The organism is Bacillus yapensis (assembly GCF_005280205.1).
Lineage (GTDB): Bacteria > Bacillota > Bacilli > Bacillales > Cytobacillaceae > Robertmurraya > Robertmurraya yapensis.
In genome coordinates, this window is sequence record NZ_SUND01000008.1 from 1 (window position 1) to 24,738 (window position 24,738).

The following is a 24,738-nucleotide window of genomic DNA, read 5'->3' on the forward strand; positions in this document are numbered from 1 at the left end:
TATTTTATCAGAAGTGGTCCTTATTTTTATTCTAAAAATAATCAAAGCCGGTGAAATTTTACTTGTCGTAAAATTTCACCGGCTTTTTCATCTTAGAGGTGGGGTTTTGTCCCAGCCTCTTTAATTGTTGAATGAAATATTAATACTGGATATTTTTGATTTGAAAGTGCATAATTTTTGAAGAAGCTAGATCAAATCATGCCGTCAGGAGTTTAATTATGACCACTGAACAACATTCTACATACATATCCTTATCAAGAGAAGAATGGGCTACTTTGCATTCAAGTCCAGCTTTTCAGTTATCAGAATTAGAAATTAAGACACTGCAGGGGACAATCGGAAACCTGACGAATGAGGAAATAAATCAGATTTATGTACCATTAATCCAATACTTGTCTTTCAATATCCAAGCAATGAAACAATTGCATCGTGTAAGAAATGAGTTTTTACAAAAGGATACAAAGAACTTGCCATTTATAATAGGTGTTGCAGGAAGTGTAGCTGTTGGAAAAAGTACAACATCACGGATTCTTCAATCCTTGCTTTCCAATTTACCTGAAAAACCGAAAGTAGAAATCGTTACAACAGATGGATTTTTATTTTCCAATGCTGTATTAAAGGAAAAAGGACTATCTGATAAAAAAGGCTTTCCTGAGAGTTATGATTTGAAGGTCTTAATCGAATTCTTAACGGAAATTAAGTCGGGGAATCCGCGCGTCCAAGCACCTGTCTATTCCCATCTCCACTATGACATTATTCCAAACGAATACATTGATGTTTGTCAGCCTGATATTATCATTGTTGAGGGAATAAATGTTTTGCAAACGCCAAAGCAAGTTGGAGATTCTATTCCAAGTCGCTTTGTATCGGATTTCTTTGATATTTCGATATATGTGGATGCAGAAGAGAATCATATTTTAAATTGGTATTTAGAAAGATTTAAAGTTTTAAAAGAAACGGCATTTGCCCAACCTGAATCATACTTTCATCGATATGCAGCACTTTCCGATACCGAAGCGGAGGCAGTTGCAACAGATATTTGGAATCGGATAAATAAAGTAAATCTAGAAAATAACATCCTACCAACTAAGTTTCGAGCTGACATTATTATCGAAAAAGGAATCAATCATCAGGTTGAGAATATTAGAGTAAGGAAAATATAATTCTTAAAAAAAGTGAATAACTTCAGAAATATGAAAAGCTCTCTGGATAAAACTAGAGAGCTTTTATATTGCCATATTCAATTGAACAATTATTTAATAATTTTTCTAAAATTGTTCTAACCTTCTTAAAGGTTTTGTCATTTTTTGTTCATATCTGTTGGATAGGATTAGAGCATAAGGAACACGGAGGAGGAATTTAAAATGACAGATTTAGAAAAAGTAGAAGAACAAGCTCAGGAACAAGTTCAAGTTCACGAAGAAGTGTATATAAAAAAATCCAAGCCTAGAAATTTTATGAAAAGTTTTTCCGGTATGGTGGCAGCTGGAGTAGTTGGTTCCGTTTTAACGATGACAATTGTCCCTCATACTGATGCATTTCAAAATCTTTATGAACCAGTGAAAGCACAGGAGGAAGTCGCAACGACCGAAGAAAACCCTGTTAATATCGTTCCAACATCTACATCAAATAGTAGCAATTCAGTTGCGGATATCGTGGAAAAATCATCCGCCGCTATTGTTGGGATTGTTAATATGCAACAGCAAAGCAGTCCATTTTCAAGGTCTACTGAGGCAGTTGAGAGTGGCTCAGGTTCAGGGGTTATTTTTAAGAAATCTGGGAATGAGGCCTATATTGTGACAAATAATCACGTGATTGAAGGTGCTTCTGAAATTGAGATTTCCTTTCATACTGGTGAAAAAACGACTGCTGCATTAATTGGAGCAGACGCATTAACGGATTTGGCGGTCTTGAAGATTGATGCAAAATATGCGGATACTGTTCTGGAATTTGGTGATTCGTCTACTTTAAGGGCAGGGGAACAGGTACTAGCCATCGGAAATCCTCTAGGACTTGAATTCTCACGTACGGTTACTCAGGGAATTATCAGTGCTGTCGATCGCGACATTGCTGTTTCAACCTCAGCTGGGGAATGGGAATTAAATGTTCTTCAGACTGATGCAGCGATTAATCCGGGGAATAGTGGTGGAGCTCTCATGAATGCACAAGGTCAGGTTATTGGAATTAACAGCTTGAAGATTTCAGAAAGTGGAGTAGAAGGGTTAGGGTTCGCAATCCCAAGCAATGATGTTGTTCCAATTGTCAATGAAATCATTAAGACAGGGAAAATCAGTCGACCGTATTTGGGAGTTAGTCTAGCAAGTCTAGAGGAGATTCCACAACAGTATTTACAAAACCTTCCTCAGAACGTAAAAGGTGGGGCTGTGGTCACATATGTGGATCCCAATTCAGCTGCTGGTCAGGCTGGAATTAAGGTTCAAGATGTAATTGTCGCCATTAATGATCAAGAGGTTACAACGACGAATGATCTTCGAAAATATCTTTACACGGAACTTAATGTAGGTGATGAGGTAGAGTTGAAAATCTATAGTGGCAGTGAAGAGAAGACGGTGAAGGTTAAGTTGACTAGCAATATTCCTACGAGCTGAACATCTTCAAGAAATTCATAAAGAAATAAAGGCTGTTCCTTTTGGAAACAGCCTTTCCCATTTAACTACTGCTATTTTCGTTTACGCTCTGTTGCGCCCCTGCTTTAAATTTGTCTAATTCCTTATGAAGATCCTCCATATCAACCTTTAAAGTATCGAGAACGTCATGAAAGGATTTTCCGTCTTTTTTTAGGGCAACGATCTCATCCAGTGATTTGCCACTTACTTTTGCAAGGGCTGCTGCCCCAATCAGAAAGCGCAAATGTAAACCGTCCTCAATATAAGCATCAATTTCTTCTATGGTTTTGTTCGAATAGCTAGCTAAGTATTCTTTTACTGCCGGCTCATTCTTCGTTACAAATTCCTTCCACTCAATCATCGATTCAATTCGCTTTAATTCTTCTTTATCAACGCCGAGCTTCTCGGCTGTTTTCTCCCAAGATTTCGTTTCTTTATGTATATCTAGTACTTCATCAATTTTCTTATCTGACTTCTTACTAAGCATAGCTGCTCTAAAAATATCTGCTTTCGTGTAGCCTTTGTCTTCCAATTCTTTTACTTGTTCACGTTCAAGTAATTTGTGGTGATGTTTATGATGATGATCCATTTTATGTTCATGATCATGTTTTACAGGGGCAGCCTGTGCGAATTGAGCTGGATACCAGGTCAACCCAACCATCAGACTCATCATTAATATACTTAGTCTCTTCAAAACGTGTTCTCTCCTTTTGTTCATAGTCTAATACGAATATAGGTTAACCATAATTTGCTAAATTATGAGGAGGAATTGAAATTAATTGCTGGGGTATGTTTTATTCACGTGTTAAAAGGGTAAAAAAAATCATCCCCCAAACGAATGGGGGATGATCGTTATGAGACGACCGAAGAATTGGTTAAGGGTATTTCTTTAAAATCCTCTACAATTTCTTTTTCGAGCTTAGTCACATCGATATATTTTATATGGTGCTCTTCCATTTCAAGGATTGTAAATACATAGGAATCATTAATGATAGAATCTCCCTCTTGGGCTTCGAAATTCTCTGTTAAAATCCAACCACCAATCGTATCAACGTCTTCATCATTAATTTCAAGTCCTAGCAAGTCATTTACTTCACTGACTAATACTTTGGAGTCGAAAATATAGTGGTCTTCACTAATTTTTCTGACCTCAGAAACCTCATCCATATCGAATTCATCTCGGATTTCACCGACGATTTCTTCGATAATGTCCTCAACGGTTACAAGACCTGACGTACCACCATATTCATCCATTAAAATCGCCATATGAATACGTTCCTTCTGCATCTTGATTAAAAGATCACCAATTGGAACAGTATCAATTACGCGAATGATTGGACGGATATAGGATGCTAATGATTGCGTAGCGATTTCTGGATTATTTAATAAATCCGTCATCACTTCTTTTAAGTTGATTAGACCAATAATGTGGTCCTTATCGCCATCAATAACAGGATAACGTGTGAATTTTTCAACATACATGACTTCGATAAACGTTTTGATCGTATCATCTTTTGATAATGAAACGATTTCTGTTCGAGGAACCATGATTTCCTTTGCGATTCTATCGTCAAATTCAAAAATTTTATTTACATACTTAAACTCTGATTGGTTAATTTCACCACTTTTATAACTTTCGGACAAAATGAGTCGAAGTTCTTCTTCAGAATGTGCTTCTTCACTTTCCTTTGCAGGTTTTAATCCGAACCATCCAACAATTACTCTGGCAGAACCATTTAATGCCCAGATAAATGGATAGAACAAACGATAAAACCAAATCAGTGCTCTTGCAACAAACAGGGTTACTTTTTCAGCCTTGCGAATAGCAACCGTTTTAGGAGCAAGCTCACCAACAACAACATGGAGAAATGTGATTAACACAAACGCAATAACGCCAGAAATTACATGGGACAGTGCTGGTGCGAAGGCTAAACCTTCTAATAGAGGTTCAAGCATTTCTGCAATAGTTGGTTCTCCTAACCAACCAATACCTAACGCTGTAACTGTAATCCCGAGCTGACAAGCCGATAAGTATTCGTCAAGATGAGTAATGATTCTTTTCGCAGCAATTGCACTTTTGCTGCCTTCTTCAATCAATTGATCAACTCTTGAACTTCTTATCCTAATGATCGCAAATTCTGAAGCGACAAAGAATGCCGTAAAAGCAATCAAAATGGCTAACAAAACCAAGTTAAATATGTCCAAATAAGTTTCCTTATCTCGTAAGACACGAGTAAGGAGTCACCTCCCGATAATTAAAAAAATGTTTTGTAATTCGCTTAACTTGTTAATTCGGAAAGGGATTTCAGCAACACTTCACTTTCAGTATTGAGCAGTTTGGAATAGCTTTCGACTTGGCTAGATTCAAGATTCTCAAACAAAGGAATCAGAACATTTAGATCGGTCTGTAGCTGCTTCATTTGCTGCGTTACTGATTGGATATGTTTTTTCAATTCCCCTTCGTGTACTTCTTTTAACTTCTTTATTTCTAGTTTTCTTTTAATCTCTTCTAAAGGAATATGGAGATTCTTGCATTCTTCAATAAACTTCAAATCCTCTAGATCCTGTTGTGTGTATATACGATAATTTGATTTTGAGCGTTGTGCCTTCAAAAGACCAATACTTGTGTAGTAGTCAATGGTTCTCTTTGATAAATTCGCTAAGTTTGCTAGTTCGCCAATACGATAGACAGCCCCATCATATCACCTCAATCCTAAACTTATAATTAAGATTATAAGGAAACAAAACCATACAGTCAAACGTTGCGGTTGTGAAAAAGATGTTACCTATAGTTTATTATAAACTGAGAGTAATATGAACAAATTTGCTGTTTTTAGAAGTAAATGCCTAGAAAATTAAGTGAAACAAGGGCTGATGGTGAGGCATTCTTACAAACAAAATGGGACGAATGCTTCTTGGAGCGGTCATTAGGACAAAGTTTACTAGATTCTTACAATCGTTGTCTTTATGAACAGCTCATGCGGACATAGTTCGTTTGGTTCTTACAATCGTTGTCTTTATGAACAGTTCATGCGGACATAGTTCGTTTGGTTCTTACAATAGTTGTCTTTATGAACGGCTCATGCGGACATAGTTCGTAGTATTTTAGCAATAGTTGTCTCTATGAACGATTAATTCGGACATAGATGAAGCACCTATAAGAGATATTGTCTTTATGAAACGGCCATAAAAACCAAGATTCTTTTTCTTAGAAGCCACCATATCATCTACTAGCCTATTATTTTCTCTTCCATTCATGCGCTAGCATACTGTAAACGAAGATATGATGAAAGCGCCCATGCAAATACTCACCATCACGAAGGCAACCCTCATATGTAAAACCAAGACGTTCAGGAATGGCCCGACTTTTTCGATTCTTTTCTCCGCAACGGATCTCTATTCGGTGGAGATCTAATTCTCTAAATGCATAATGAAGTATAGCCTGGATGGACCGTGTCATTATTCCATAGCCTTGAGCGTGTTGAGAAAGGAAGTACCCCAATTGAGTTTGCCGATTATACCAATTGATATCATGAAAATCGATATTTCCAACTAATACTCCTCTAAAACGTATGCCAAAATTGGGCTCATTGTTTTCATGAAATCGATTTAGTCCCATTTGGATAAGTAAATAAGTGTCTGTTGGTGACCGTACTTCATCAATCCAAGGCAGCCACTCGCGTAAATAATATCTGTTTCTTTCCACTAATTGAAAATATTCCTCTGCGTGATAAGGTTGAAACAATTGAAGTTCGATCTCATTATCTACCTTTATATTAATCATCGCCCAACCCCCCTTTAGTCCTTATATATATGTTTGGTTTTTTTGAAAAAGGATAGGGGGACAAATAGGAAATTTCCTTGAGGGTAGTAGTTTTTTGCGATTGCTTGTATAATGATGGTATAAAGTGTAAATTTACACCGAATCTACATATAAAGGGTGACGCTGGATTGACTCGTGAGGAGATTATATTAAAGGTTTCAGAAAAACTACGTCTTATTCGAACGGAAGCAGGATATACACAAGATAAAATGTCCGAGATTATCGGTGTATCTAAAAAGACACTGGTACAAATTGAAAAGGGTCGAATGTACGCCAATTGGCCAACAGTGGTTACGATCTGCGCTCTTTTTCGTGAGACAGAAACGGTGCAATTTTTATTTGGAAATGAACCGCTAGAAGTACTTGAAACAGTTGCTAGGGACGGAATTGATTATCGGAAAGAAAAGACGATGGGCGGAAAACTTTGGTGGAGAGAAGTCCAAAAACAGGAAGGCTTTATTCTTCAGCAAAATATTCTTAGCCAGCATTATCGGATTTTGGATGATGAGTATTTTCGGATTTTTAGTAGTACAGATGAGGAAGCATCTCTTGAAAGATTTCATGAATTAGTTAGTGAAAAGAACCTATAGACGATCAGACCTGAGACTGAGATGGAAACCAACATCAGTCTCTTCATGGTTGGAAAAATCTCCCGTAAGATATAGCTAACATAGAGAGATGGGAGAATATCGAATGGGAAAATTTAAAGAAATATTTCAGAACCGAAATTTTACGAAGTTATTTTTAGCGAATTTCACTTCTCAATTAGGAAGTACTATTGGGCTAACAGCTTTTATGTTTTATTTACTGGATCGCTTTACTGACCAACCTGCCTATGCAACGATTACGGAGCTCATGTTTTCATTACCTACGTTAGCGGTCTTTTTTATTGTCGGTGTATTGGCTGATCGAATGGACCGACAAAAAATAGCTTATTATTGTGACTGGATAAGTGCACTATTATCCTTGACCTTGATAATAACCATTTATATAGGATGGATGCCTTTAATTTTCACAGTTTTATTTTTGCGAAGCGCGGTACTGAAATTCTTTTTTCCAGCAGAGAATGGAATTGTTCAAGGGATTCTTAAAGAGGGTGACTATACGACTGCTGCTGGACTAAATCAGTTAGTAGGAAGCCTGTTTATGCTTTTTGGAAATGGGTTGGGGATTTTTGCTTATTGGTCTGTCGGGATTTATGGAGCGCTGATTGTTGATTTACTTTCCTTTATTGGAAGTGCTCTTTTAATAAGAGGATGTAAAATAAATCAGGAAGTAAGGCTTCCAAATGGAGAGCATCGCTTGAAGGATCTGAAGGTCAAGATGATCCTCGATGACTTTAAAATAGGCTTCTTGTATATGATGAAGCATAAACTTTTAAAAAACCTAATGATTGGATTCTGTGTTTTTGGCATAGTAAATGGTGGATTCTCGGTCATGCCTGTCTTTATTCTGAAATATAAGCTTGCTCCTGAGACTTACGAAGAGTTATCAATTGTCATTGGTATCGTTTTTGGAGTCGGAGTATTAATTGGAAGCTTTGTTGCATCCTTGCTAAGTCAAAAAATGAAACTATATCATTTAATTAATATTGGACTTATATTAACAGGTAGCATTATCATTGCAGCCTCTTTGCCAAATAACATTGTGGTCTTTATGACAGTGTTGTTTTTTGCAGCACTAGGTCTTCCATTTGTGAATGTGGGAATTGGGGGCTGGTTGCCGAGTATTATTGATCCGAAAATGATGGGGAGGGTACAGGGCCTAATGAATCCACTAATGATGCTAGCTCAATCTCTAACACTTGGATTTATTACGCTAAGTTTCCCATCCATTTTATCAATCGAAATGATTTTTTGGCTCGTTGGTGGATGCCTGGTTCTTGTAGGAATCTTTTATATGATTACTCTTCCAAAACTTACGAATAATGAGGAACAAATAAAGAACTCAAAACTTCAAGAAACGAGTGTAGCTCGTTAGAAAAATATAGTACTCCAATTGTTCAAGACAACGAACAATTGGGGTTTTTTATTTGGAAAAAGATATTTTAAAATTTAAATGAACGATTGTTCTTAGTTAAGCGTCATATAATCGAAAACTAGAAGTGGCGGAGAAAGTGAGGAATTGCTGATGAACGAAAAAGATATTATAAAGGCTGCAAGGCTTGGCAATTCTCAAGCTTTAGCAAAGCTTTTTCAGCAAAACTACACCTTTCTGCTGAAATACTTAATCAAAGCCACGATGAATAAGGCAATGGCTGAAGACCTTGCTCAAGAGACGTTCGCCAAGTGTTTGGAAAAAATCCATCAATATGATGAAAAGTCCAAATTTTCTTCATGGCTGATTGCGATCGCGACTAATTTATATATGGATCAGCTTAGAAAAAATAAACGGGAAAATAATTGGGAGAAAGAACAGGGAATTCGTCATTTGAAATGGCAGATGGAGAACCGGAATGAAGAATGGAATGATGTTTTAACAGCGTTAAGTCATCTTCGTGATGATGTTCGAATCCCAATTGTCTTAAAGCACTATTATGGCTATTCCTATGATGATATTGGAAATATTATGAAAATTTCATCGGGAACAGTAAAGTCAAGAATTCATAACGGAATTTTAGCAGTGAGAAAGGAGTTGAATACATGATGCCTCATGATAAAGAAACTTTGAATAAGGACAGTCAATTAATTAGAAAGGGCATGGAACGCTTGGACGAAGGAATTGACATTGATACACCTAGTGTAGAGTGGTTTGAACAATTTATAGTAGACCAGAAGGTGAACATACGTAGAAAGCTTTATAAAGAGTTGGCCATTTTCTTAATTCTTGCTCTTGGTATTATTAGTCTGGTTCTATATTCACTTCATCAGCGGCCGGTTATGTTTTGGACTTTACAAGGAATATCGCTCTTTTTTGTTATTGGCTATTGTATGAAATCTTATGTGAAGAAGGTGGATAAAGGATGAATGAACAAATTTCCTTGCCTCTCGTTTTTGTGATAGGAGTTATATTGATTAGCCAAAGTATTTTTCTGTTTATAAATGCCAGAAAGTATGGACATAATTATTGGTTTTGGGGAACTATAGGGCTAATTCAAGCGCCGATGCCAACTCTTTTTTATCTTCTTTTTGCCCGAAAAATTTGGAAGAAGACATGAATCCAATGGGGAAATGGAAGCAGTTTCTAATTTTAATTGCTGTCTTAGGGCAAATATAAGGGATCATTTTCCTTTTTGTTCACATGAAAGCAGCTATCGTCAGCTTCATTATTTATGGATTAGCCTGTGCTACACTCTTCATATTATTAATAGTGGAGCGAAGGAAGGAAAAACAGGAGGATGATGAACATGATTATCGTGACTACTGATTATGTACCGGGAAAAGAAGTAAAAGAATTAATGGGCTTTGTAAGAGGAAGCACCATCCATTCAAAGCATATTGGGAAAGATATTCTCGCAGGGCTAAAAACGATTGTTGGCGGTGAGATAAAAGAGTACACAGAAATGATGGAAGAAGCTCGACAGCAAGCAATCGGTCGAATGGTGGAAGATGCTAAGTCAAAAGGAGCCAATGCGATTATCGGGATGAGACTGGCAAGTTCAGCCGTGATGCAGGGGGCATCGGAGATCATCGCTTATGGGACGGCAGTGGTTGTAGATTGATTCTTGTTTGAAAAATAGGAATTGACTTTCAATTCTAACGATGATAAGCTAACAAAGTGGAAAAAATATGAAATGAGATAGGAGGTTACGAACATGATTGTAAGAAAGCATAAACTTAAGACAACTAAATATGATCACAACGTAACCATACCTAGCATCCTTGGATAAGAACATTATCTAATTAAATTCTTGGCACAGGTCTACGTTTATTCCGTAGCGTGTGCTGTCTATATGAAGGAAGGCATATCGCAATTCGATATGTCTTTTTTTGATCCGTAAATTCGGGAAATACGAGTTACAACTCGTTTTCTATAGATTGAAAAATTGATAAGGAGGTAATGACGATGTTGGTCAAAATTAGAAAGGAAGTAACAAAAGTGGAGCTAGAAGGCGGTTAGTGAAGTTCAGACAGATGAAAGGAGATGACTTCTTTGTTTTCGATATTAGGAAAGCTTAGTTGGTTTTTTAAGGAATACTGGAAACGCTACACAGTAGCAATTGGATTACTTATATTGGTTGGAATATTAGATGTTATGCCACCTAGACTTGTAGGAATGGCGATTGATGATATCCATGTAGGAACAATGACATGGGATAGAGTACTTTGGTTTATTGGGATCTTTATGTTGATTAGTATTGTATCTTACGGGATAACGTACGTATGGCATTATAAACTTTTTGGTGGAGCATATCTTGTGGAAAGGAAGCTTCGTTCAAGATTTATGAAACACTTGCTCAAAATGACACCGACGTTTTTTGAGAAAAATCGAACGGGAGATTTAATGGCAAGAGCAACGAATGATTTAAAAGCTATTTCTATAACAGCTGGATTTGGAATTTTAACATTAGTCGATTCAACAGCTTTTATGCTGACGATTTTAACGACAATGGCTGTATTCGTAAGCTGGAAGCTAACACTTGCGGCAATATTGCCATTGCCGATAATGGCTTGGCTAATGAAAATATATGGGGATCGAATCCACACACGTTTTACAGAAGCACAGGATGCATTTGGCGAACTCAACGACAGGGTTCTTGAATCAGTCGCGGGCGTTCGGGTCATTCGAGCGTATGTGCAAGAAAGAGCGGATGAGCAATTATTCCATCAACTTACTGAAGATGTATATGAAAAGAACGTGAAAGTGGCTAAAATTGATTCGTTTATTGACCCGACCATTCACGTCCTAGTTGGATTAAGCTACATTATTGGATTAGGATATGGAGCCTATCTTGTATTCCATCAAACCATTACTCTTGGGGAACTCGTGTCCTTCAATGTGTATTTAGGAATGTTGATCTGGCCGATGTTTGCCATCGGAGAACTCATCAATATTATGCAACGAGGGAATGCATCATTAGATCGGGTTCAAGAAATTTTGGCTTATGAAGCGGATGTAAAGAATCCGGATGAGCCAACTAAAGTGGAAGAACCAAACTCAATTGATTTTAAAGAGGTAACTTTCCGCTACCCATCCTCGAAGGTAGATAATTTAAACAATATTAAGGTCCATGTTGCAAGAGGTGAAACTCTTGGAGTGGTGGGTAAAACAGGTAGCGGAAAAACGACTTTAATTAAGCAACTCTTACGGGAATACCCAAATGGGGAAGGTGTCCTAGCAATATCGGATATCCCTCTGCATCTGCAAAATTTGGAGGATACAAAGGATTGGTTAGGATATGTCCCACAGGATCATTTTCTTTTTTCGAAAACCGTAAAGGAAAATATTCTGTTTGCGAAACCAGGGGCAGCCGAGGACGAACTTCAAAAGGCAATGCGGATTGCTGATTTCCAAAAAGATTTAGAAATGCTTCCAGAAGGGTTAGAAACACTTGTTGGTGAAAAAGGCGTGGCGTTGTCTGGAGGTCAAAAGCAAAGAATTTCGATCGCTCGGGCACTTATTAAAGACCCAGAAATTTTAATTCTTGATGATTCTCTTTCTGCAGTCGATGCAAAAACGGAGAAAAAAATCATCGACAACATTCGTACAGAGCGTAGTGGAAAAACAACCATTATCTCAACCCATCGAATGTCAGCTGTGCAGCATGCGGATCTAATTGTTGTTCTAGACAACGGGCTTGTTGTAGAAGAAGGAACACATGACGAACTGATGGCGAAAAAAGGTTGGTACAAGGAACAATTTGAGCGCCAGCAAGTACAAACCGCTGCTGAAGAGGAGGTGTTTTCATTATGAAATCTTTCGGAACGAAATCCACGGGCAGAAGATTAGTGGATTATGCACTACTTTATAAAAAATTGATTATTGCAGCTTTACTCATGCTTACAGTTTCGGTTGCTGCGGATTTATCGGGGCCGTTTATTGCTAAACGATTAATTGATCACCATCTACTCGGAATTGAATCGAATTGGTATGAAACGGAAAATAGCAAGGATGCCGTTGAATATCAGGGGCATTTTTACAAAAGAGAAAAATATCTGGAACCAGATGATGTAAAAATGGATCCGGTAAGCATTCTCCAAATTAACAGAGACTTTATCTTTGTTGAAGACGAAGTCACTTTAGATGGAGATAGGAAATTTGAGAACGGGACTGTGACGATAACATCTGGAAAAGAGACGGCTACCTATTCGGGGACTGTTCTAGAAGGTGAAGAGCTTTTGCGATTTTATCAGCCAGAAGTTCCTAGAATGATACAATTGCTAGCGATCTATTTCGGTGTGTTGATTGTTGCAGCATTCTTTCAATTCGGCCAGCGCTTTTTCTTACAGAAATCGGCTCATAGAATTATTCAGAAAATGCGTGAGGATGTATTCGGGCAAATTCAAAAGCTTCCAATCAAATATTTTGATAATCTACCGGCCGGGAAAGTAGTTGCGCGGATTACGAACGATACAGAAGCCATTCGTGAACTGTATGTAACGGTGCTTGCGACGTTTTTTACAAGTGCAATTTATATAACAGGGATTTACATCGCATTGTTCATTTTGAACGCAAAGCTTGCAGCAATCTGTTTGCTTTTATTACCGATTCTTTATGTATGGACTATTATTTATCGAAAATACGCTTCGAAGTATAACCATCAAATACGGTCACGCAACAGTGACATTAATGCGATGGTCAATGAATCGATTCAAGGCATGAATGTGATTCAAGCCTTCAACCGAGAAAAACAGATTAAAGATGAATTTGAAAAATTGAATAACGAGCATTTTACCTATCAAAATAAATTGTTAAGCTTGAATTCCTTAACATCTCATAATTTAGTGGGTGTTCTGAGGAATATCATCTTTGTCGCATTTATTTGGTATTTCGGTGGAGCTGCCTTAAATGCTACTACGGTTATATCACTGGGAATGCTTTATGCTTTCGTCGATTACATTAATCGCCTTTTCCAACCAGTCACAGGAGTAGTTAACCAATTAGCAAACTTAGAGCAAGCTTTGGTTGCTGGGGAACGGGTCTTTAAGCTTTTGGATGAGGATGGAATCGATGTATGTGATGAAATTATTCCTAGATATAAGGGAAATGTAAAGTTCGATCATATTCATTTTGGCTATAAGGAAAATGAATATGTATTAAAGGATATTACCTTTGAGGCCAAACAAGGGGAGACTGTTGCGCTTGTCGGTCATACTGGCTCAGGGAAGAGCTCGATTATCAATCTCTTGTTCCGTTTTTACGATAGTCAAAAAGGGACGATTTCAATTGACGGAGTGAATATTCAAGACATTTCTCATCAAACTCTACGAAAGCATATGGGGATTGTACTACAGGATCCATACCTTTTCACAGGAACGATTGCTTCCAATGTGAGCTTAAATGATCCATCGATTTCCCGTGAAAAAGTGGAGAAGGCATTGAAAGATGTTGGTGCAGATAAGGTTCTAATGAATCTCGAAAAAGGCTTTGATGAGCCTGTAATTGAAAAGGGCAGTACCTTATCAAGTGGACAACGACAATTGATTTCCTTTGCGCGGGCTCTTGCTTATGATCCAGCTATTTTGATTCTGGATGAAGCGACTTCAAGTATTGATACAGAAACTGAGGTCATTATTCAGGAAGCGATGGATGTGTTGAAAAAGGGGAGAACGACTTTTGTTATTGCTCACCGTTTATCGACGATTCGAAATGCTGACCAAATTATTGTTCTGGATAAAGGAAAAATCGTTGAGAGAGGCTCCCATGATGAACTGATGGAGTTAAAAGGCAAATACTATCAAATGTATCAACTCCAACAAGGCCAGTCCATGGCAGGGTAACTTGTTCAAAAAAAATTCATATTCTAGTCACAAAGGTTTGCGTTTTATCACTGAAGCCCCCTATTTAGCTGTGATATTTTTAACAGAGAAATGACTAAAGGGGGCATTAGTGATGGAAGAATTAAGCATTACATTAGCAATTGCTAGCATAATGGTTCTAGGCTATTTCATTGTCAATTCACTGCTTTCAAATATGGAAAAATAAGAACATAAAAAGTACAGCATGAAGCCCCCTTCGATAAAGAAGGGGGCTATAGCCATTTCTCATATTAAATTGTCACTTTGCAAATTATATTAATTAGAATTGTCCGCCGCTAAGTTGTCCTTGAGCAAGAGAAACTAAGCGCTTAGTGATTTCTCCACCAACTGAACCGTTAGCACGAGAAGTTGTGTCTGCTCCTAATTTTACGCCAAATTCACTTGCGATTTCATACTTCATTTGGTCTAGAGCTTGTTGTGCTCCAGGTACTACTAATTGGTTTGAAGAACTGTTGTTTGCCATTGCTGAACACTCTCCTTCAGAAATTTTTGTCTATTGGTTGGGTTAGCTGGATTTGCACCAGCGAGCAAGCGTTACTTGAGCGAGTCAGTAATTACTTGCCACCTATACTTGGTTTAACCCATCGGTGTAAGAAATTGTTTTGCTGTCTGTACTCATTAGTATGGAAAGCTTGGAATGATTTATTCAAAAAAGAGACTCGGGAATATTTTCCTTACAAATCATCAATCTGAAAAATTCATACTTGCTCTAAATAGATGCAAACTATAACTACTCGATATTATAAGAAATTGAGGGGTAATGGATGGGAATATGTCCGATATGTAATGGATTTCAAGAATTGCACAAGGAATGTCAGACGTGCGGAACATCTTTAGAGGATAGTGGGAGAGTGATGGACTATTATGATGATTACAGTCCCTACATGCCAATTGATTTAATGAAGCTGGAGGATGGTTATCCGAATGATTATGAAAACCACCAATGCCCGCACTTATTAAAATGTCCTCAGTGCGGATATGATGAAATTGTCTTTATAAATGAATAAGGGGGAGCCTATATTGAACTCCCTCTTCCTTATTTATCATAGACATGAAACAGCATGATTTCATGAATTTGTTTAATAATTTTCTCTTCGTCATTTGGAACTTCGTCTGAAGACCATTCAATTTTCCCATCTGGAAAATAGATACCGTTGTACTTTTGCTTCTGATAGTAAAATGAAAAACGCCAGCCGGGCATCTCTTTATTCTCATATAAAGGCTTGTACTGAAAATGTGTAATCATAATTTCCCTCCCCTAATGCTATTGTACCTTGAGTAGGAGAAAAGAAAAGATTATTTAGAAAAATTGCCAAATGGCAGAACGAGTCTCTTTTAAATATTGTTTAGTTCTTCCCATTCAGAGCGAAGAATTCCCATTACAATACGATCAAAGGTCTTTCCATCTCTCTGTACAGCTTCTCGTAATCGGCCCTCTAGTTTAAAGCCCACTTTTTCGTAGGCACGAATACCTCTTTCATTATATTCAATTACGTCTAAACCCACACGGTTTAAATTTAATTCATGGAAAGCGTAACGAAGAATTAATTGTAATGTATCTGTTCCGTATCCCTTTCCACGGAATTTTGAATCTCCTATCCCAATTGCCAGCATTCCAGCACGATTATTCCATTCAACACTATGAATGACAACAAAGCCAATTAGTTCGTCAGATTCAATTGTCCTAACTCGAAAATAGAAACTACTTGAATTACGATCTTCTTCTTGCTCAATTTGGATAATTGATTTCACCTTAGCTATGTCAGTATCAACATTTCGTAAGTACTCAGCATCCTCGTGCCATAGTGCCATGATATCAACATCGCCTTGTTTAGGTGCTGTTAATCGAACTAGGTTACCGTTGAAAAAGCTTGAATAATTAAGATTCATTTTTAATAATCTCCTAATTTAGTTATTTTTCACCTCGACATTTAAAGAAACAATAGTATATTTACTCATTGACCTATCCCCTTTACATTTCGATACCTAAATTCTATATCTTGGTAGAATTGATGGCAATGAAAAATACTAGACTCTAAATGAGTGGATAAAAAATAAAAGACAGAATAGCATAAAATCCTATTCTGTCTCTTTCGCATTAACGAGTCTTTGTTTAGGCTTGTCATTTTTAATTATCATATTTTCTCCTACATCAGTATAAAGCTGCACTTCCATCATTGTTCGCTAGAAGAGATACCTAAATCCCTTTCCATCGGTATAAAAACTATGACCAAACAGCTGAACCAATTGACGAACTCGAGCTTCTTCAATATCTTTTTCATCAAAGCTCATCGGCTTTGAATTGATCTCATAAATAACGTAATCTTCGTTTTCGGTTAGACCAACATCCATGGAAAATTCCCCGAAGAATCCAATTTCTTTTGTTAAAATCTCCCCACAACGCTGAACAACTGCCTGAATAAATTGCTTATCTTTTTCTTTCAATACTTCTTGTTGTGGAATCAATCTGCCCCCGTTTGGAATATGAGTAGTAACACTTTGTTCGACCGATTGCCGAATCCCTATTCCAGTAACAATATATTTTTCCCCATCAAAGTGGGCAAGAACTCGAAAATCATAACGATTCCCTTCGTGTAAAAGGGGAGAAATGGATTTTTGAGCGATATAAGGAACCTTAGTTAATTTAGCTCTATATTCTTTCCAAAGCTCATCGAAATCGGTAAAGGTTTGATTCTTTTTTAAACCCTGGACGAGAATCTTTTCATTCTTCATTATTCTATAAATTCCTCTTCCTTTTGCTGCATTAGAGGGCTTCACATAGATGTCCTTATGTTGGTCCAAAAAGGATTCAAGAGAAAGCCGATCTTGTATGAGAATGGTTTCAGGGAAGTATCGGCTTAAATGCGCATCCTCCTTGAAAATCTTGTAGAGCTGGTATTTATCCAGAAACGAAGGGTTAAAAAAACAGACATCCTTTTTTTGAAAGAGTCTGATTGCAGATTGAAATTGCTCCGTTTGTTCCATTTTCCGAAAAGGAAGTCGATTATAAACGAGATGAGGAATGGGAAGCTTTACTAGTAACCACTGCTCCTTATACGGTAAGTAAAGATAACCATCTACTTGTTGTTCCCTCATATGCTCTAATGTGAATACAAATGAGAGCCCACCATAATCAAGAATTTCTTCCTGCAGCTTTTTAAAAAGGGGACCGTTCCCGATAATGTTTCGTTCATTTTTACGACCAGCTAAAATGCCCAGAAAGGGTCCAAGATTATTTTTTTTCCTATATCCTAAATGAAAAGGAATGGATGATGAACTAGGTTTATTCCTGTATGGAACAGGAATTTCATCCACTCCAAATGTATATTCCTGCTCAGCTTCAGTGTGAAACCAGCTTTGTTTATCGGGGTCGTAATAAAGGATCATGTGATAATTTCCTCTGGTGATAAAATAGATTTCTCTGTGAGGAAAACAGAAAAAGCTAAAGATAACTTTCTTGTTAAAAGGTCGAAATCCTTTAATTGAGGATGCTTAAAAATCGATCTTCCAGGTTTAGAGTTTGCCTCGAGTAACCAGACGTTTCCTTTCCGGTCAATCCCCAAATCAAAGCCGATTTCTCCAATCAACCCTTCCATTTGAGTATCCAATGATTGGCTAAGAGCAAGAGATGCTTCCTTTAATTTGTTTAAAGCTGCCGTTTGTTCTTCCTTTGTTTCAAAAATCTCATCGATGGTTTTTATTACGCCGCCATTATTAATGTGGGTTGTAACACTACCAGGACCTGCTACTTTCCCAGCAAGAGCGGTAATTCGCCAATTGCCTTTCATATCTTTGTTCGTATGAATGCGAAAATCGACTGTACAATTGTTTACCCGAATGGAATGGATGCCTTGCTGAACAAGCATGGTGGAAAGCTTGCGGTTTTTGAATACATGCTTGAATAGACCCTCAAGCGTTGGATATTTCCTCAGCTTATTTGAACCATCTTTTTCACGGTAGCGACAATAATAAGCATCGTTTTCCCGATCATAAATGATTTGGTGAATACCAAGTCCCAAACTCCCATTCATCGGTTTAATAAACACATGACCGTAATCAGCCAGCATTCGTTCAACCATTGAAAAAGAGGTGAAAGGGTGTGTTTCAGGTAAATAATTCGAACTTAACTCATCTTGATGAAGACGTTCAAAAACGTCCATCTTATTAAAGAATCCAGGATTGTACCATGGGATTAAATATTCCTTTTGCAATCGTTCTTTTATGTTTGAGAGCTGTGCTTTCTTTTCACTGCGCCGATTAGGAAGTCGGTCATAAATGACATTAGGTAACGGAACCTCAATTGTTTCCCAACCGTTTTCTAAAAAGAAGTAGCCAAGCACCGTTCCATTTTCCCAATTAATATGTTCTTCTCCAAATACAAATGCATGAGCCCCAACCAATTTTTCAACGGAAAGGAGCTTTGAAAAGAATAGGGACCTTTCGCCAATCGGTCTCAGCGGGAAGGGGGTGAAGCCAGATGTGAAAATCCCGACAAGGGGACCAAGGTGCAATGTTTGATCATGGGAAAATAAATGTAGTGCGACTTGAAGATTCGGCATCTTTATTCGTTTCGCGATATCATGGCTGATGGCAACTGTATTTCTTCCTGTTGGATGGGGAACACAAATCGCATTAGCCGAAAACGTTCCGTAAGCGATTCTTTTTATCTCCCCTAATGGCAGCTCTGGAGGATAATAAACGGTATTCTTCATGTCATCGATAAATTCAATCAAATACGGTTTCTTCATGATCTAGAATGCTCCTTTCCATAATTGCTTTAGCATAGAGTAGGGGACTTTCGTATAAATAATCCTGCAAATCAGGCTGACTTGTGAGTAATACCTTACGTCCAGGCTTCGAGTTAACGTCTAAGATCCAAATGGAATAATCCTTTGCTACCCCGATGTCTACCCCTAACTCAAAGAGTGGATGAAATTTCTCTTCTAATAAACGGGGAAGGCTTTCTAAAATAAACTTTATTTCGTCTTTGATAAAATTCCGTTTTTGCTGGGGGATAGATTGTATCCATTTTTCATAATCGATGACAGTTGCACCAGCACTTAAATTTGAAACAATCCGTTCTTCTTTTCCTTGGCGTATGCCTTTTCCAACGGTTATCCAATGCCCGTTTCGATTCTTTTGGAGAAGAGAGCGGATATCGAATGGTTCGTGATGTTCATTTGTTAAGGATAAATAAGGCTGGAGCATGAACTCCTTTTTCTTAAGGAGTCGCTCAAGCCAATTCAGCAGCAAAGTTTCATCAGCAAATACACGGGAGACTTGCTGATCCAACTTATCCGTTTTCACAATGAAATGCTTATTATGTCTTTCGATATAATAAACACCGTTTCCTTGAGAGCCGTTGCTTGGCTTAAGGATGATTCGCTGAAATGTTTGTAGAAGACTGTGAATCATCTGTGGCGATGTTACCTTAACCGTCTTCGGAAGATAGGCAGAAAGGTTTGAGTTAGATAGTACCTCATATAGTTCAAGCTTATTTGGCAGCCCGTATCCAAGGAAACGAACATTATCCTTACTCTTGAGCCAGCTTACGATGCCTTTGCATTGGCGTGAGTGAAAGTCTTCTCCGTAAAAACAGCGATCATACAAGACATCTGGGAGAGGGAACCTCTTTTTCACCCAACGGTCCTGTTGATGGGAAAAATATTCGCCTTCAAACATTTCGGTGGTTGGATCCATGCTTGAGGGGATGAAGCGAAAGCATTCAATGTTATATTTATGTGCACGTTTTGCTATTTCCGTAAAATAGGTGTGCTCATTCTCTAATAGTAAGGTCATAAATCCAAGCGTAAGCATTTTACTCCCTCATTTCATTCCTTTTTCATCTGACTAAAAGCTAGGGTTGTTCCGTATTCGAAAATCGCCTTGGCTGACGGACGTATTTTCGCTTTTTGCTCTTCTGCATTTTTTGAGGGCTTTGAATTCACTTCAATAATAAACAGTCTTCCATTCTCATCTATACCAATGTCGATACCCAATTCTCCAACAATTCCTTCAGCGGATTGACTGATGACATTTGCAACCTCGAGAGATAACTCTTTCATGAAGGTGGCTTGTGAACGGGCAGTTTTGTAGTCAAAAAGTTCCGTCAAAGGAATAACTGGCTTCATCATTTCTCCACCTTGGGCAAGGTTTGAGACAAATTGTGTTTTGGAGGAAACTCTGGCAATAATTGATGTTACCTTCCAAGTATCCTGAAAGTTTTTATGGCAAAGGACACGGAAATCAAGCTGGCGTCCCTCGAAGGTTGCTAATGGAATCGTTTTTTGTACAAGGAAAATCGTTTGCTTCCGTTTTTCAAACCATTCGATAAAATCTTCTAAGTCATCAAAAGTTTTTCGCTTATCTTGTTCACTTGCAGAAGAGGATTGAACAATGATTTCTCTGCCAATTTGGGTAACACGAAAAATATTGCGTCCTTGACTACCGTTGATTGGCTTCATGAAGACAGAATCGTATTTTTCAAGAAAGAGATGTAAAACTTCGGGGCTGAATAATTGTGTATCTGGTAAAAATGGGTGCAAATGTTCTTCGGCAAACAAAAGATTGTGGACTTCCCATTTTGATAGAAATCGGTCATTAAATAAGGGGATTTGATGTAAAGCTATTTCATTCACTTTCTTTTTAAAAAACGAACTAGCTTCTATTGTCCGAGAGTGAATTCGGTTGTAAATGACATTTGGCAGAAGAAAGCTCCCCTTTTTCCATTCCTCGTTGTCGTAGTAATACCCCTCAATCGCATTATTCGCAAAATCTTTTATATGAAAAACATAGAAAAATCCACCGCCAATATTGGAGGTAAAATGGAGTTCCTCACAAAAGGAATGAATAGAACGAAAGTTAGGTCCATTTTCTTGTTCTTGGATTTCTGTAATTAAAGCAAAAACAGGTCCGAGATAAAGGGTTCTATGGCTCCTGTCATATTGACTCATGAAACGAATTTCTTTAATGGGCAACGGAAGATTGCTCATGAATGCTTCACTTACAAGGAGTAAATCCTTTTCTAAGGCTCTTACTTCTACTTGAACGTGAAGAAGCCTTGTTCCGATACAGAGCTTTAGCTCGTCGGAAGGATTTAATCCCCAATGATTTAGTAAAGAACTGCTTAAATAAACAGTATTTTGATGATCTTGAAACGTTTTCGAGGGTACAATCGTAATAGGTAAATAAGAAGCTGACGTCATAAGCATTCCTCATTTGCTCGTCTTTGTAGCTCCATATATAATAGCAAGGGTAGAGTGAATATAGGCAAGAGTCGGTATAAAGTAATGTATGATATATGCGGATGTTTGGTGCCTAGGTGGCTCCTTATATGAAGATGGAAGGTAGATGGGTATGAGTATTGTTTATACGATTTTATTTATGGTGATTATCGGTGCAGTTATTGGGGGATTTACAAATCACCTCGCGATAAAAATGTTATTTCGCCCGTATAATCCAGTTTATATTGGCAAATGGAGAGTGCCATTTACACCAGGGATTATCCCAAAACGGAGAGATGAACTGGCTAACCAACTAGGGGAAATGGTAGTCAAGCATTTACTAACACCAGAAAGTATTCAGAAAAAGTTTTTGAATGAGAGTTTCCAACAGGAAATGACAAAGGTTGTACAAAAGGAACTAGAGAAATTCCTTACGAGTGAGGAAAGCCTCGAACAACTGATGGAACGTATTGGTTATACGGATAGTCAGGTTAAGCTGAAAGAAGAGTTAGATGCCTTTTTGGAGAAAAAGTATGATCAACTCATGGATAAATATAGAGCTCGTCCCCTTAAAACAGTCTTATCAGACGAAATTTTAGAAAAAATTGATTCAAAAATTCCGCAAATCAGTGGCTACATTTTAGTAAAAGGTCGAGATTATTTTGCTAGTGTTGAAGGTGAGCTTCGGATTGATCGAATGGTCAATGATTTTGTAAAAGAGCGGAGCGGGATGCTTGGAAACATGCTACAAATGTTTTTAGGAAATGTCAATTTAACCGAGAGAATTCAAAAAGAGATCATTAAATTCTTAAATAGTGAGGGGACAAAGGATCTAGTCACAACCCTTTTAAGAAAAGAATGGGATAAGGTTTTGGATTGGCAGGCTGAGAAGGTTGAAGAGCAATTTGGTAAAGAGCAGTTAGTCAAAACCGTAAAGCAATATTTACACAAGATCATTCGTGTGGAGCAAGTGTTATCCACTCCGATTTCGAGTTTAACAGAAATCTATAAGGAAAGAATCATTGAAAACGTAGCGCCGACTGCTGTACAGATGTTTGGAGGGTGGTTATCTAATCGTATTGAGGATTTGATGAAACGACTCCATTTAGCTGATGTTGTGCGCGAACAGGTAGAGTCCTTCTCTGTTCAACGCATTGAGGAAATGGTTTTAATGATTACGAGTCGCGAGCTTAAAATGATTACTTATTTAGGGGCTTTACTTGGTGGACTGATCGGACTGTTCCAGGGTATCGTGATGCTGTTCGTTGGGTAGAGAGTATGTCACGATGTGCATTTTACTTCATAGTTTGTTATAGTGGTATGGATTGTTTATGAATAAGGAGTTGGATATAAAATGGCAGTGAATTTACACGATGCAGCTTATGAATTAGAAAAAGCGATTCGCAATAGCAATGAGCTAAATGAATTAAAAAAAATGTATGATGCAGTGAATGCTGATGATACAGCGCGCACGATGTTTGAGAACTTTCGTAACATCCAAATGCAGCTTCAACAAAAGCAAATGATGGGTGAAGAAATTACGCAAGAAGAAGTGGAACAAGCGCAAAAATCTGTTGCTTTAGTTCAGCAACACGAAATGATTGGAAAGCTTATGGAAGCAGAACAACGTATGAGCGTTATTATCACTGAATTAAATCAAATCATCATGAAGCCTCTTGAAGAGCTTTATGGTGCTGCTGAATAATTAGGATAGGAAGACCCCGCTGATTTAGCGGGGTCTTTTTATATAAGATTTTCTATTTTAAAACTTTCCGCCAAGTTGTTGCTCAGCCATTTGTACAAGACGCTTTGTAATTTCTCCACCAACTGAACCATTTGCTCTAGAAGATGTATCTGGGCCAAGCTTAACGCCGAATTCTGATGCAATTTCAAATTTCATTTGATCAATTGCTTGCTGTACTCCTGGAACGACTAGCTGGTTTGAACTGCTGCTTCTTGCCATGTAAATCATCTCCTTGGTGTATTTGTTTGGTGCTACATTTCTAGTTATGTATCATATTTTATTTCTTATTCATAGATGGAGTATGGTAATTTTTACAAAGTCATTTCCTACGTGTAAAAAATGTCCTAGTTGCTTGTTCTAATTAGGTTTTTTTTCTCATAAAAGTGTATTAGATGGTCTTTTCTTTTTCGAATAGGACCTTTTAGGACAACAAAGAATGGGGGCATTAAGGGTGATATATAAGCTACTAGCTATAAATATCGATGGAACCTTGCTGCAATCGAATGGCAGGCTCCATAAATCAACGAAAGAAGCAGTTGATTATGTAAGGGAAAAAGGAATCTATGTAACACTAGTAACATCAAGAAGCTTTCCATCTGCCAAAAAGGTTGCAAAAGCATTGAAACTAGACTCTGTCCTTGTCACACATCGTGGAGGTTACATTGCACAAGAACAAGAAGAACCGCTCTTAGCAAAAAGGATTCATGAAGATATAACCTTTGAAATCGTTAGACTTCTAGAGGGCTTTCATTGCCAAATTAGATTAGTTCATGAAAACTACTCACTTGCGAATAAACTAAAAATGAATAACAATTTACTGGCAAAGACAGTTGTGAATTCAGGAGACCCACTGTTTTATCCACATCAATTTGTAGATTCTATTAGCGATACGATTATGGATGACCCGAGTGCTCCGCCTAAAATAGAAGTGTATTTCGAAGAAAAAAGTGACTTACAAGATGCAGAGAAGGCGATTCAAGGGATGTTTTCAGAGGTGGAAACGTTAAAGCTATCTGATTTCCGCTTGGAAATCGTCCCACGAGGAGTTTCGAAACTAACAGGGCTGCTTTATTTAGGGCAGCAGTTAGGGATTAAGCGTAGTGAAATGGTTGCAATCGGTGACGCGATTGACGACATTGAGATGATTGAGGCAGTCGGCCTTGGAGTGGCCATGGGAAATGCACCCGTAGAGGTGAAGAAGGCAGCCGATTGGATTACTCGCTCCAATAATCAAAAGGGTGTAGGCTACATGGTGAAAGAACATTTTCGTAAGCAACAGCCGATTGAGTTTTTGAAGAAGATGAATATTATTAGATAAAAGCAAGCTTGGGGGCCAGTCCCCTTAGCTTGCTTTTTTGGTGAGTTTTTCCGAATTGACCTTATCTGCTTCGAATTGTACACT

The 24,738-nt window shown here is 37.8% G+C and carries 26 protein-coding genes; 14 read left to right on the forward strand and 12 right to left on the reverse strand.

What is annotated here, in order from left to right:
• Positions 1-218: 218 nt before the first annotated feature.
• Together coaA and FAR12_RS10870 are read left to right on the forward strand one after the other, a co-directional pair.
• The gene (coaA, locus tag FAR12_RS10865) at positions 219-1,163 is read left to right on the forward strand and encodes a type I pantothenate kinase (protein ID WP_126408692.1); all 945 of its coding nucleotides are present in this window, start codon (positions 219-221) and stop codon (positions 1,161-1,163) included.
• 201 nt (positions 1,164-1,364) lie between these two features.
• Positions 1,365-2,609 (forward strand): S1C family serine protease, encoded by a 1,245-nt coding sequence (locus FAR12_RS10870; RefSeq protein ID WP_126408693.1) that lies wholly within the window; start codon positions 1,365-1,367, stop codon positions 2,607-2,609.
• A gap of 61 nt (positions 2,610-2,670) precedes the next feature.
• Here FAR12_RS10870 and FAR12_RS10875 read toward each other — a convergent pair whose 3' ends face one another.
• The 4 genes from FAR12_RS10875 to FAR12_RS10890 form a co-directional block, all read right to left on the reverse strand.
• Positions 2,671-3,321 carry a hypothetical protein gene (locus FAR12_RS10875; protein ID WP_126408694.1) on the reverse strand — a complete coding sequence of 217 codons (651 nt, stop codon included), beginning with the start codon at positions 3,319-3,321 and terminating at the stop codon, positions 2,671-2,673.
• A gap of 158 nt (positions 3,322-3,479) precedes the next feature.
• Positions 3,480-4,832, reverse strand: coding sequence for a hemolysin family protein (locus FAR12_RS10880; RefSeq protein ID WP_126408695.1), 1,353 nt, complete (start codon positions 4,830-4,832; stop codon positions 3,480-3,482).
• A 74-nt stretch (positions 4,833-4,906) separates the two neighbouring features.
• Positions 4,907-5,308: a MerR family transcriptional regulator gene (locus FAR12_RS10885; protein WP_126408696.1), complete on the reverse strand. Its 402-nt coding sequence runs from the start codon at positions 5,306-5,308 to the stop codon at positions 4,907-4,909.
• A 557-nt stretch (positions 5,309-5,865) separates the two neighbouring features.
• A complete protein-coding gene (locus FAR12_RS10890) occupies positions 5,866-6,411 on the reverse strand; it encodes a GNAT family N-acetyltransferase (RefSeq protein ID WP_126408697.1) in 546 nt (181 codons plus the stop codon).
• Positions 6,412-6,578: 167 nt separating this feature from the next.
• On the opposite strand from FAR12_RS10890, the gene FAR12_RS10895 reads away from it, so the two are divergent.
• The 8 genes from FAR12_RS10895 (at position 6,579) to FAR12_RS10935 (ending at position 14,330) form a co-directional block, all read left to right on the forward strand.
• Entirely contained in the window at positions 6,579-7,040 is a 462-nt protein-coding gene (locus tag FAR12_RS10895; RefSeq protein WP_126408698.1) for a helix-turn-helix transcriptional regulator, read from the forward strand.
• 103 nt (positions 7,041-7,143) lie between these two features.
• Positions 7,144-8,430, forward strand: coding sequence for an MFS transporter (locus FAR12_RS10900; protein WP_126408699.1), 1,287 nt, complete (start codon positions 7,144-7,146; stop codon positions 8,428-8,430).
• 150 nt (positions 8,431-8,580) lie between these two features.
• On the forward strand, positions 8,581-9,096 hold the full coding sequence (gene sigY, locus FAR12_RS10905) for an RNA polymerase sigma factor SigY (RefSeq protein WP_126408700.1): 516 nt from the start codon (positions 8,581-8,583) through the stop codon (positions 9,094-9,096).
• A complete protein-coding gene (locus FAR12_RS10910) occupies positions 9,093-9,416 on the forward strand; it encodes a YxlC family protein (protein ID WP_126408701.1) in 324 nt (107 codons plus the stop codon). Before sigY ends, FAR12_RS10910 begins: the two co-directional genes overlap by 4 nt.
• Complete coding sequence (locus FAR12_RS10915) at positions 9,413-9,607, forward strand: sigma-Y antisigma factor component (protein WP_126408702.1); 195 nt, start codon at positions 9,413-9,415, stop codon at positions 9,605-9,607. Before FAR12_RS10910 ends, FAR12_RS10915 begins: the two co-directional genes overlap by 4 nt.
• 189 nt (positions 9,608-9,796) lie before the next feature.
• Entirely contained in the window at positions 9,797-10,111 is a 315-nt protein-coding gene (locus FAR12_RS10925) for a YbjQ family protein (protein WP_126408703.1), read from the forward strand.
• A gap of 431 nt (positions 10,112-10,542) precedes the next feature.
• Positions 10,543-12,303, forward strand: coding sequence for an ABC transporter ATP-binding protein (locus FAR12_RS10930; RefSeq protein ID WP_126408704.1), 1,761 nt, complete (start codon positions 10,543-10,545; stop codon positions 12,301-12,303).
• Positions 12,300-14,330, forward strand: a complete 2,031-nt coding sequence (locus FAR12_RS10935) for an ABC transporter ATP-binding protein (RefSeq protein ID WP_126408705.1) — start codon at positions 12,300-12,302, stop codon at positions 14,328-14,330. Before FAR12_RS10930 ends, FAR12_RS10935 begins: the two co-directional genes overlap by 4 nt.
• Before the next feature lie 298 nt (positions 14,331-14,628).
• Here the strand turns inward: FAR12_RS10935 and FAR12_RS10940 are convergent, their stop codons facing one another.
• Complete coding sequence (locus FAR12_RS10940) at positions 14,629-14,832, reverse strand: alpha/beta-type small acid-soluble spore protein (protein ID WP_126408706.1); 204 nt, start codon at positions 14,830-14,832, stop codon at positions 14,629-14,631.
• A gap of 301 nt (positions 14,833-15,133) precedes the next feature.
• Here FAR12_RS10940 and FAR12_RS10945 point away from each other — a divergent pair, with 301 nt between their 5' ends.
• On the forward strand, positions 15,134-15,376 hold the full coding sequence (locus FAR12_RS10945) for a hypothetical protein (RefSeq protein ID WP_126408707.1): 243 nt from the start codon (positions 15,134-15,136) through the stop codon (positions 15,374-15,376).
• Positions 15,377-15,405: 29 nt separating this feature from the next.
• Here FAR12_RS10945 and FAR12_RS10950 read toward each other — a convergent pair whose 3' ends face one another.
• The 6 genes from FAR12_RS10950 to FAR12_RS10975 form a co-directional block, all read right to left on the reverse strand.
• Positions 15,406-15,615 carry a YheE family protein gene (locus FAR12_RS10950; RefSeq protein WP_126408708.1) on the reverse strand — a complete coding sequence of 70 codons (210 nt, stop codon included), beginning with the start codon at positions 15,613-15,615 and terminating at the stop codon, positions 15,406-15,408.
• Positions 15,616-15,704: 89 nt separating this feature from the next.
• Positions 15,705-16,259, reverse strand: coding sequence for a GNAT family N-acetyltransferase (locus FAR12_RS10955; RefSeq protein WP_126408709.1), 555 nt, complete (start codon positions 16,257-16,259; stop codon positions 15,705-15,707).
• 294 nt (positions 16,260-16,553) lie between these two features.
• The gene (locus FAR12_RS10960; protein WP_126408710.1) at positions 16,554-17,756 is read right to left on the reverse strand and encodes a YheC/YheD family endospore coat-associated protein; all 1,203 of its coding nucleotides are present in this window, start codon (positions 17,754-17,756) and stop codon (positions 16,554-16,556) included.
• On the reverse strand, positions 17,753-19,117 hold the full coding sequence (locus FAR12_RS10965; RefSeq protein ID WP_126408711.1) for a YheC/YheD family endospore coat-associated protein: 1,365 nt from the start codon (positions 19,115-19,117) through the stop codon (positions 17,753-17,755). Before FAR12_RS10965 ends, FAR12_RS10960 begins: the two co-directional genes overlap by 4 nt.
• A complete protein-coding gene (locus tag FAR12_RS10970) occupies positions 19,095-20,186 on the reverse strand; it encodes a YheC/YheD family endospore coat-associated protein (RefSeq protein WP_126408712.1) in 1,092 nt (363 codons plus the stop codon). The genes FAR12_RS10965 and FAR12_RS10970 overlap by 23 nt, the downstream gene beginning before the upstream one ends.
• Positions 20,187-20,200: 14 nt before the next feature.
• Positions 20,201-21,574, reverse strand: a complete 1,374-nt coding sequence (locus tag FAR12_RS10975; protein WP_170972172.1) for a YheC/YheD family endospore coat-associated protein — start codon at positions 21,572-21,574, stop codon at positions 20,201-20,203.
• 151 nt (positions 21,575-21,725) lie between these two features.
• On the opposite strand from FAR12_RS10975, the gene FAR12_RS10980 reads away from it, so the two are divergent.
• Together FAR12_RS10980 and FAR12_RS10985 are read left to right on the forward strand one after the other, a co-directional pair.
• A complete protein-coding gene (locus FAR12_RS10980) occupies positions 21,726-22,865 on the forward strand; it encodes a DUF445 domain-containing protein (protein ID WP_342772311.1) in 1,140 nt (379 codons plus the stop codon).
• A gap of 81 nt (positions 22,866-22,946) precedes the next feature.
• Positions 22,947-23,297: a YlbF/YmcA family competence regulator gene (locus tag FAR12_RS10985; protein WP_126408715.1), complete on the forward strand. Its 351-nt coding sequence runs from the start codon at positions 22,947-22,949 to the stop codon at positions 23,295-23,297.
• 57 nt (positions 23,298-23,354) lie between these two features.
• Here the strand turns inward: FAR12_RS10985 and FAR12_RS10990 are convergent, their stop codons facing one another.
• Complete coding sequence (locus FAR12_RS10990) at positions 23,355-23,555, reverse strand: alpha/beta-type small acid-soluble spore protein (protein WP_126408716.1); 201 nt, start codon at positions 23,553-23,555, stop codon at positions 23,355-23,357.
• Between the two features lie 232 nt (positions 23,556-23,787).
• Between FAR12_RS10990 and FAR12_RS10995 the strand changes: the two genes are divergently transcribed.
• Complete coding sequence (locus FAR12_RS10995) at positions 23,788-24,654, forward strand: Cof-type HAD-IIB family hydrolase (RefSeq protein ID WP_126408717.1); 867 nt, start codon at positions 23,788-23,790, stop codon at positions 24,652-24,654.
• The last annotated feature ends 84 nt before the right edge of the window (positions 24,655-24,738 follow it).

What these genes read in the sequence shown, in the direction of transcription:
- FAR12_RS10940 (WP_126408706.1), bottom strand. Translation starts at nt 14,832, where the DNA reads ATGGCAAACAACAGTTCTTCAAACCAATTAGTAGTACCTGGAGCACAA.
- FAR12_RS10955 (WP_126408709.1), bottom strand. Translation starts at nt 16,259, where the DNA reads ATGAATCTTAATTATTCAAGCTTTTTCAACGGTAACCTAGTTCGATTA.
- FAR12_RS10890 (WP_126408697.1), bottom strand. Translation starts at nt 6,411, where the DNA reads ATGATTAATATAAAGGTAGATAATGAGATCGAACTTCAATTGTTTCAA.
- FAR12_RS10970 (WP_126408712.1), bottom strand. Translation starts at nt 20,186, where the DNA reads ATGCTTACGCTTGGATTTATGACCTTACTATTAGAGAATGAGCACACC.
- coaA (WP_126408692.1), top strand. Translation starts at nt 219, where the DNA reads ATGACCACTGAACAACATTCTACATACATATCCTTATCAAGAGAAGAA.
- FAR12_RS10945 (WP_126408707.1), top strand. Translation starts at nt 15,134, where the DNA reads ATGGGAATATGTCCGATATGTAATGGATTTCAAGAATTGCACAAGGAA.
- FAR12_RS10950 (WP_126408708.1), bottom strand. Translation starts at nt 15,615, where the DNA reads ATGATTACACATTTTCAGTACAAGCCTTTATATGAGAATAAAGAGATG.
- FAR12_RS10985 (WP_126408715.1), top strand. Translation starts at nt 22,947, where the DNA reads ATGGCAGTGAATTTACACGATGCAGCTTATGAATTAGAAAAAGCGATT.
- FAR12_RS10960 (WP_126408710.1), bottom strand. Translation starts at nt 17,756, where the DNA reads ATGATCCTTTATTACGACCCCGATAAACAAAGCTGGTTTCACACTGAA.
- FAR12_RS10935 (WP_126408705.1), top strand. Translation starts at nt 12,300, where the DNA reads ATGAAATCTTTCGGAACGAAATCCACGGGCAGAAGATTAGTGGATTAT.
- FAR12_RS10915 (WP_126408702.1), top strand. Translation starts at nt 9,413, where the DNA reads ATGAATGAACAAATTTCCTTGCCTCTCGTTTTTGTGATAGGAGTTATA.
- FAR12_RS10980 (WP_342772311.1), top strand. Translation starts at nt 21,726, where the DNA reads ATGAGTATTGTTTATACGATTTTATTTATGGTGATTATCGGTGCAGTT.
- FAR12_RS10965 (WP_126408711.1), bottom strand. Translation starts at nt 19,117, where the DNA reads ATGAAGAAACCGTATTTGATTGAATTTATCGATGACATGAAGAATACC.
- FAR12_RS10925 (WP_126408703.1), top strand. Translation starts at nt 9,797, where the DNA reads ATGATTATCGTGACTACTGATTATGTACCGGGAAAAGAAGTAAAAGAA.
- FAR12_RS10910 (WP_126408701.1), top strand. Translation starts at nt 9,093, where the DNA reads ATGATGCCTCATGATAAAGAAACTTTGAATAAGGACAGTCAATTAATT.
- FAR12_RS10975 (WP_170972172.1), bottom strand. Translation starts at nt 21,574, where the DNA reads ATGACGTCAGCTTCTTATTTACCTATTACGATTGTACCCTCGAAAACG.
- sigY (WP_126408700.1), top strand. Translation starts at nt 8,581, where the DNA reads ATGAACGAAAAAGATATTATAAAGGCTGCAAGGCTTGGCAATTCTCAA.
- FAR12_RS10870 (WP_126408693.1), top strand. Translation starts at nt 1,365, where the DNA reads ATGACAGATTTAGAAAAAGTAGAAGAACAAGCTCAGGAACAAGTTCAA.
- FAR12_RS10990 (WP_126408716.1), bottom strand. Translation starts at nt 23,555, where the DNA reads ATGGCAAGAAGCAGCAGTTCAAACCAGCTAGTCGTTCCAGGAGTACAG.
- FAR12_RS10900 (WP_126408699.1), top strand. Translation starts at nt 7,144, where the DNA reads ATGGGAAAATTTAAAGAAATATTTCAGAACCGAAATTTTACGAAGTTA.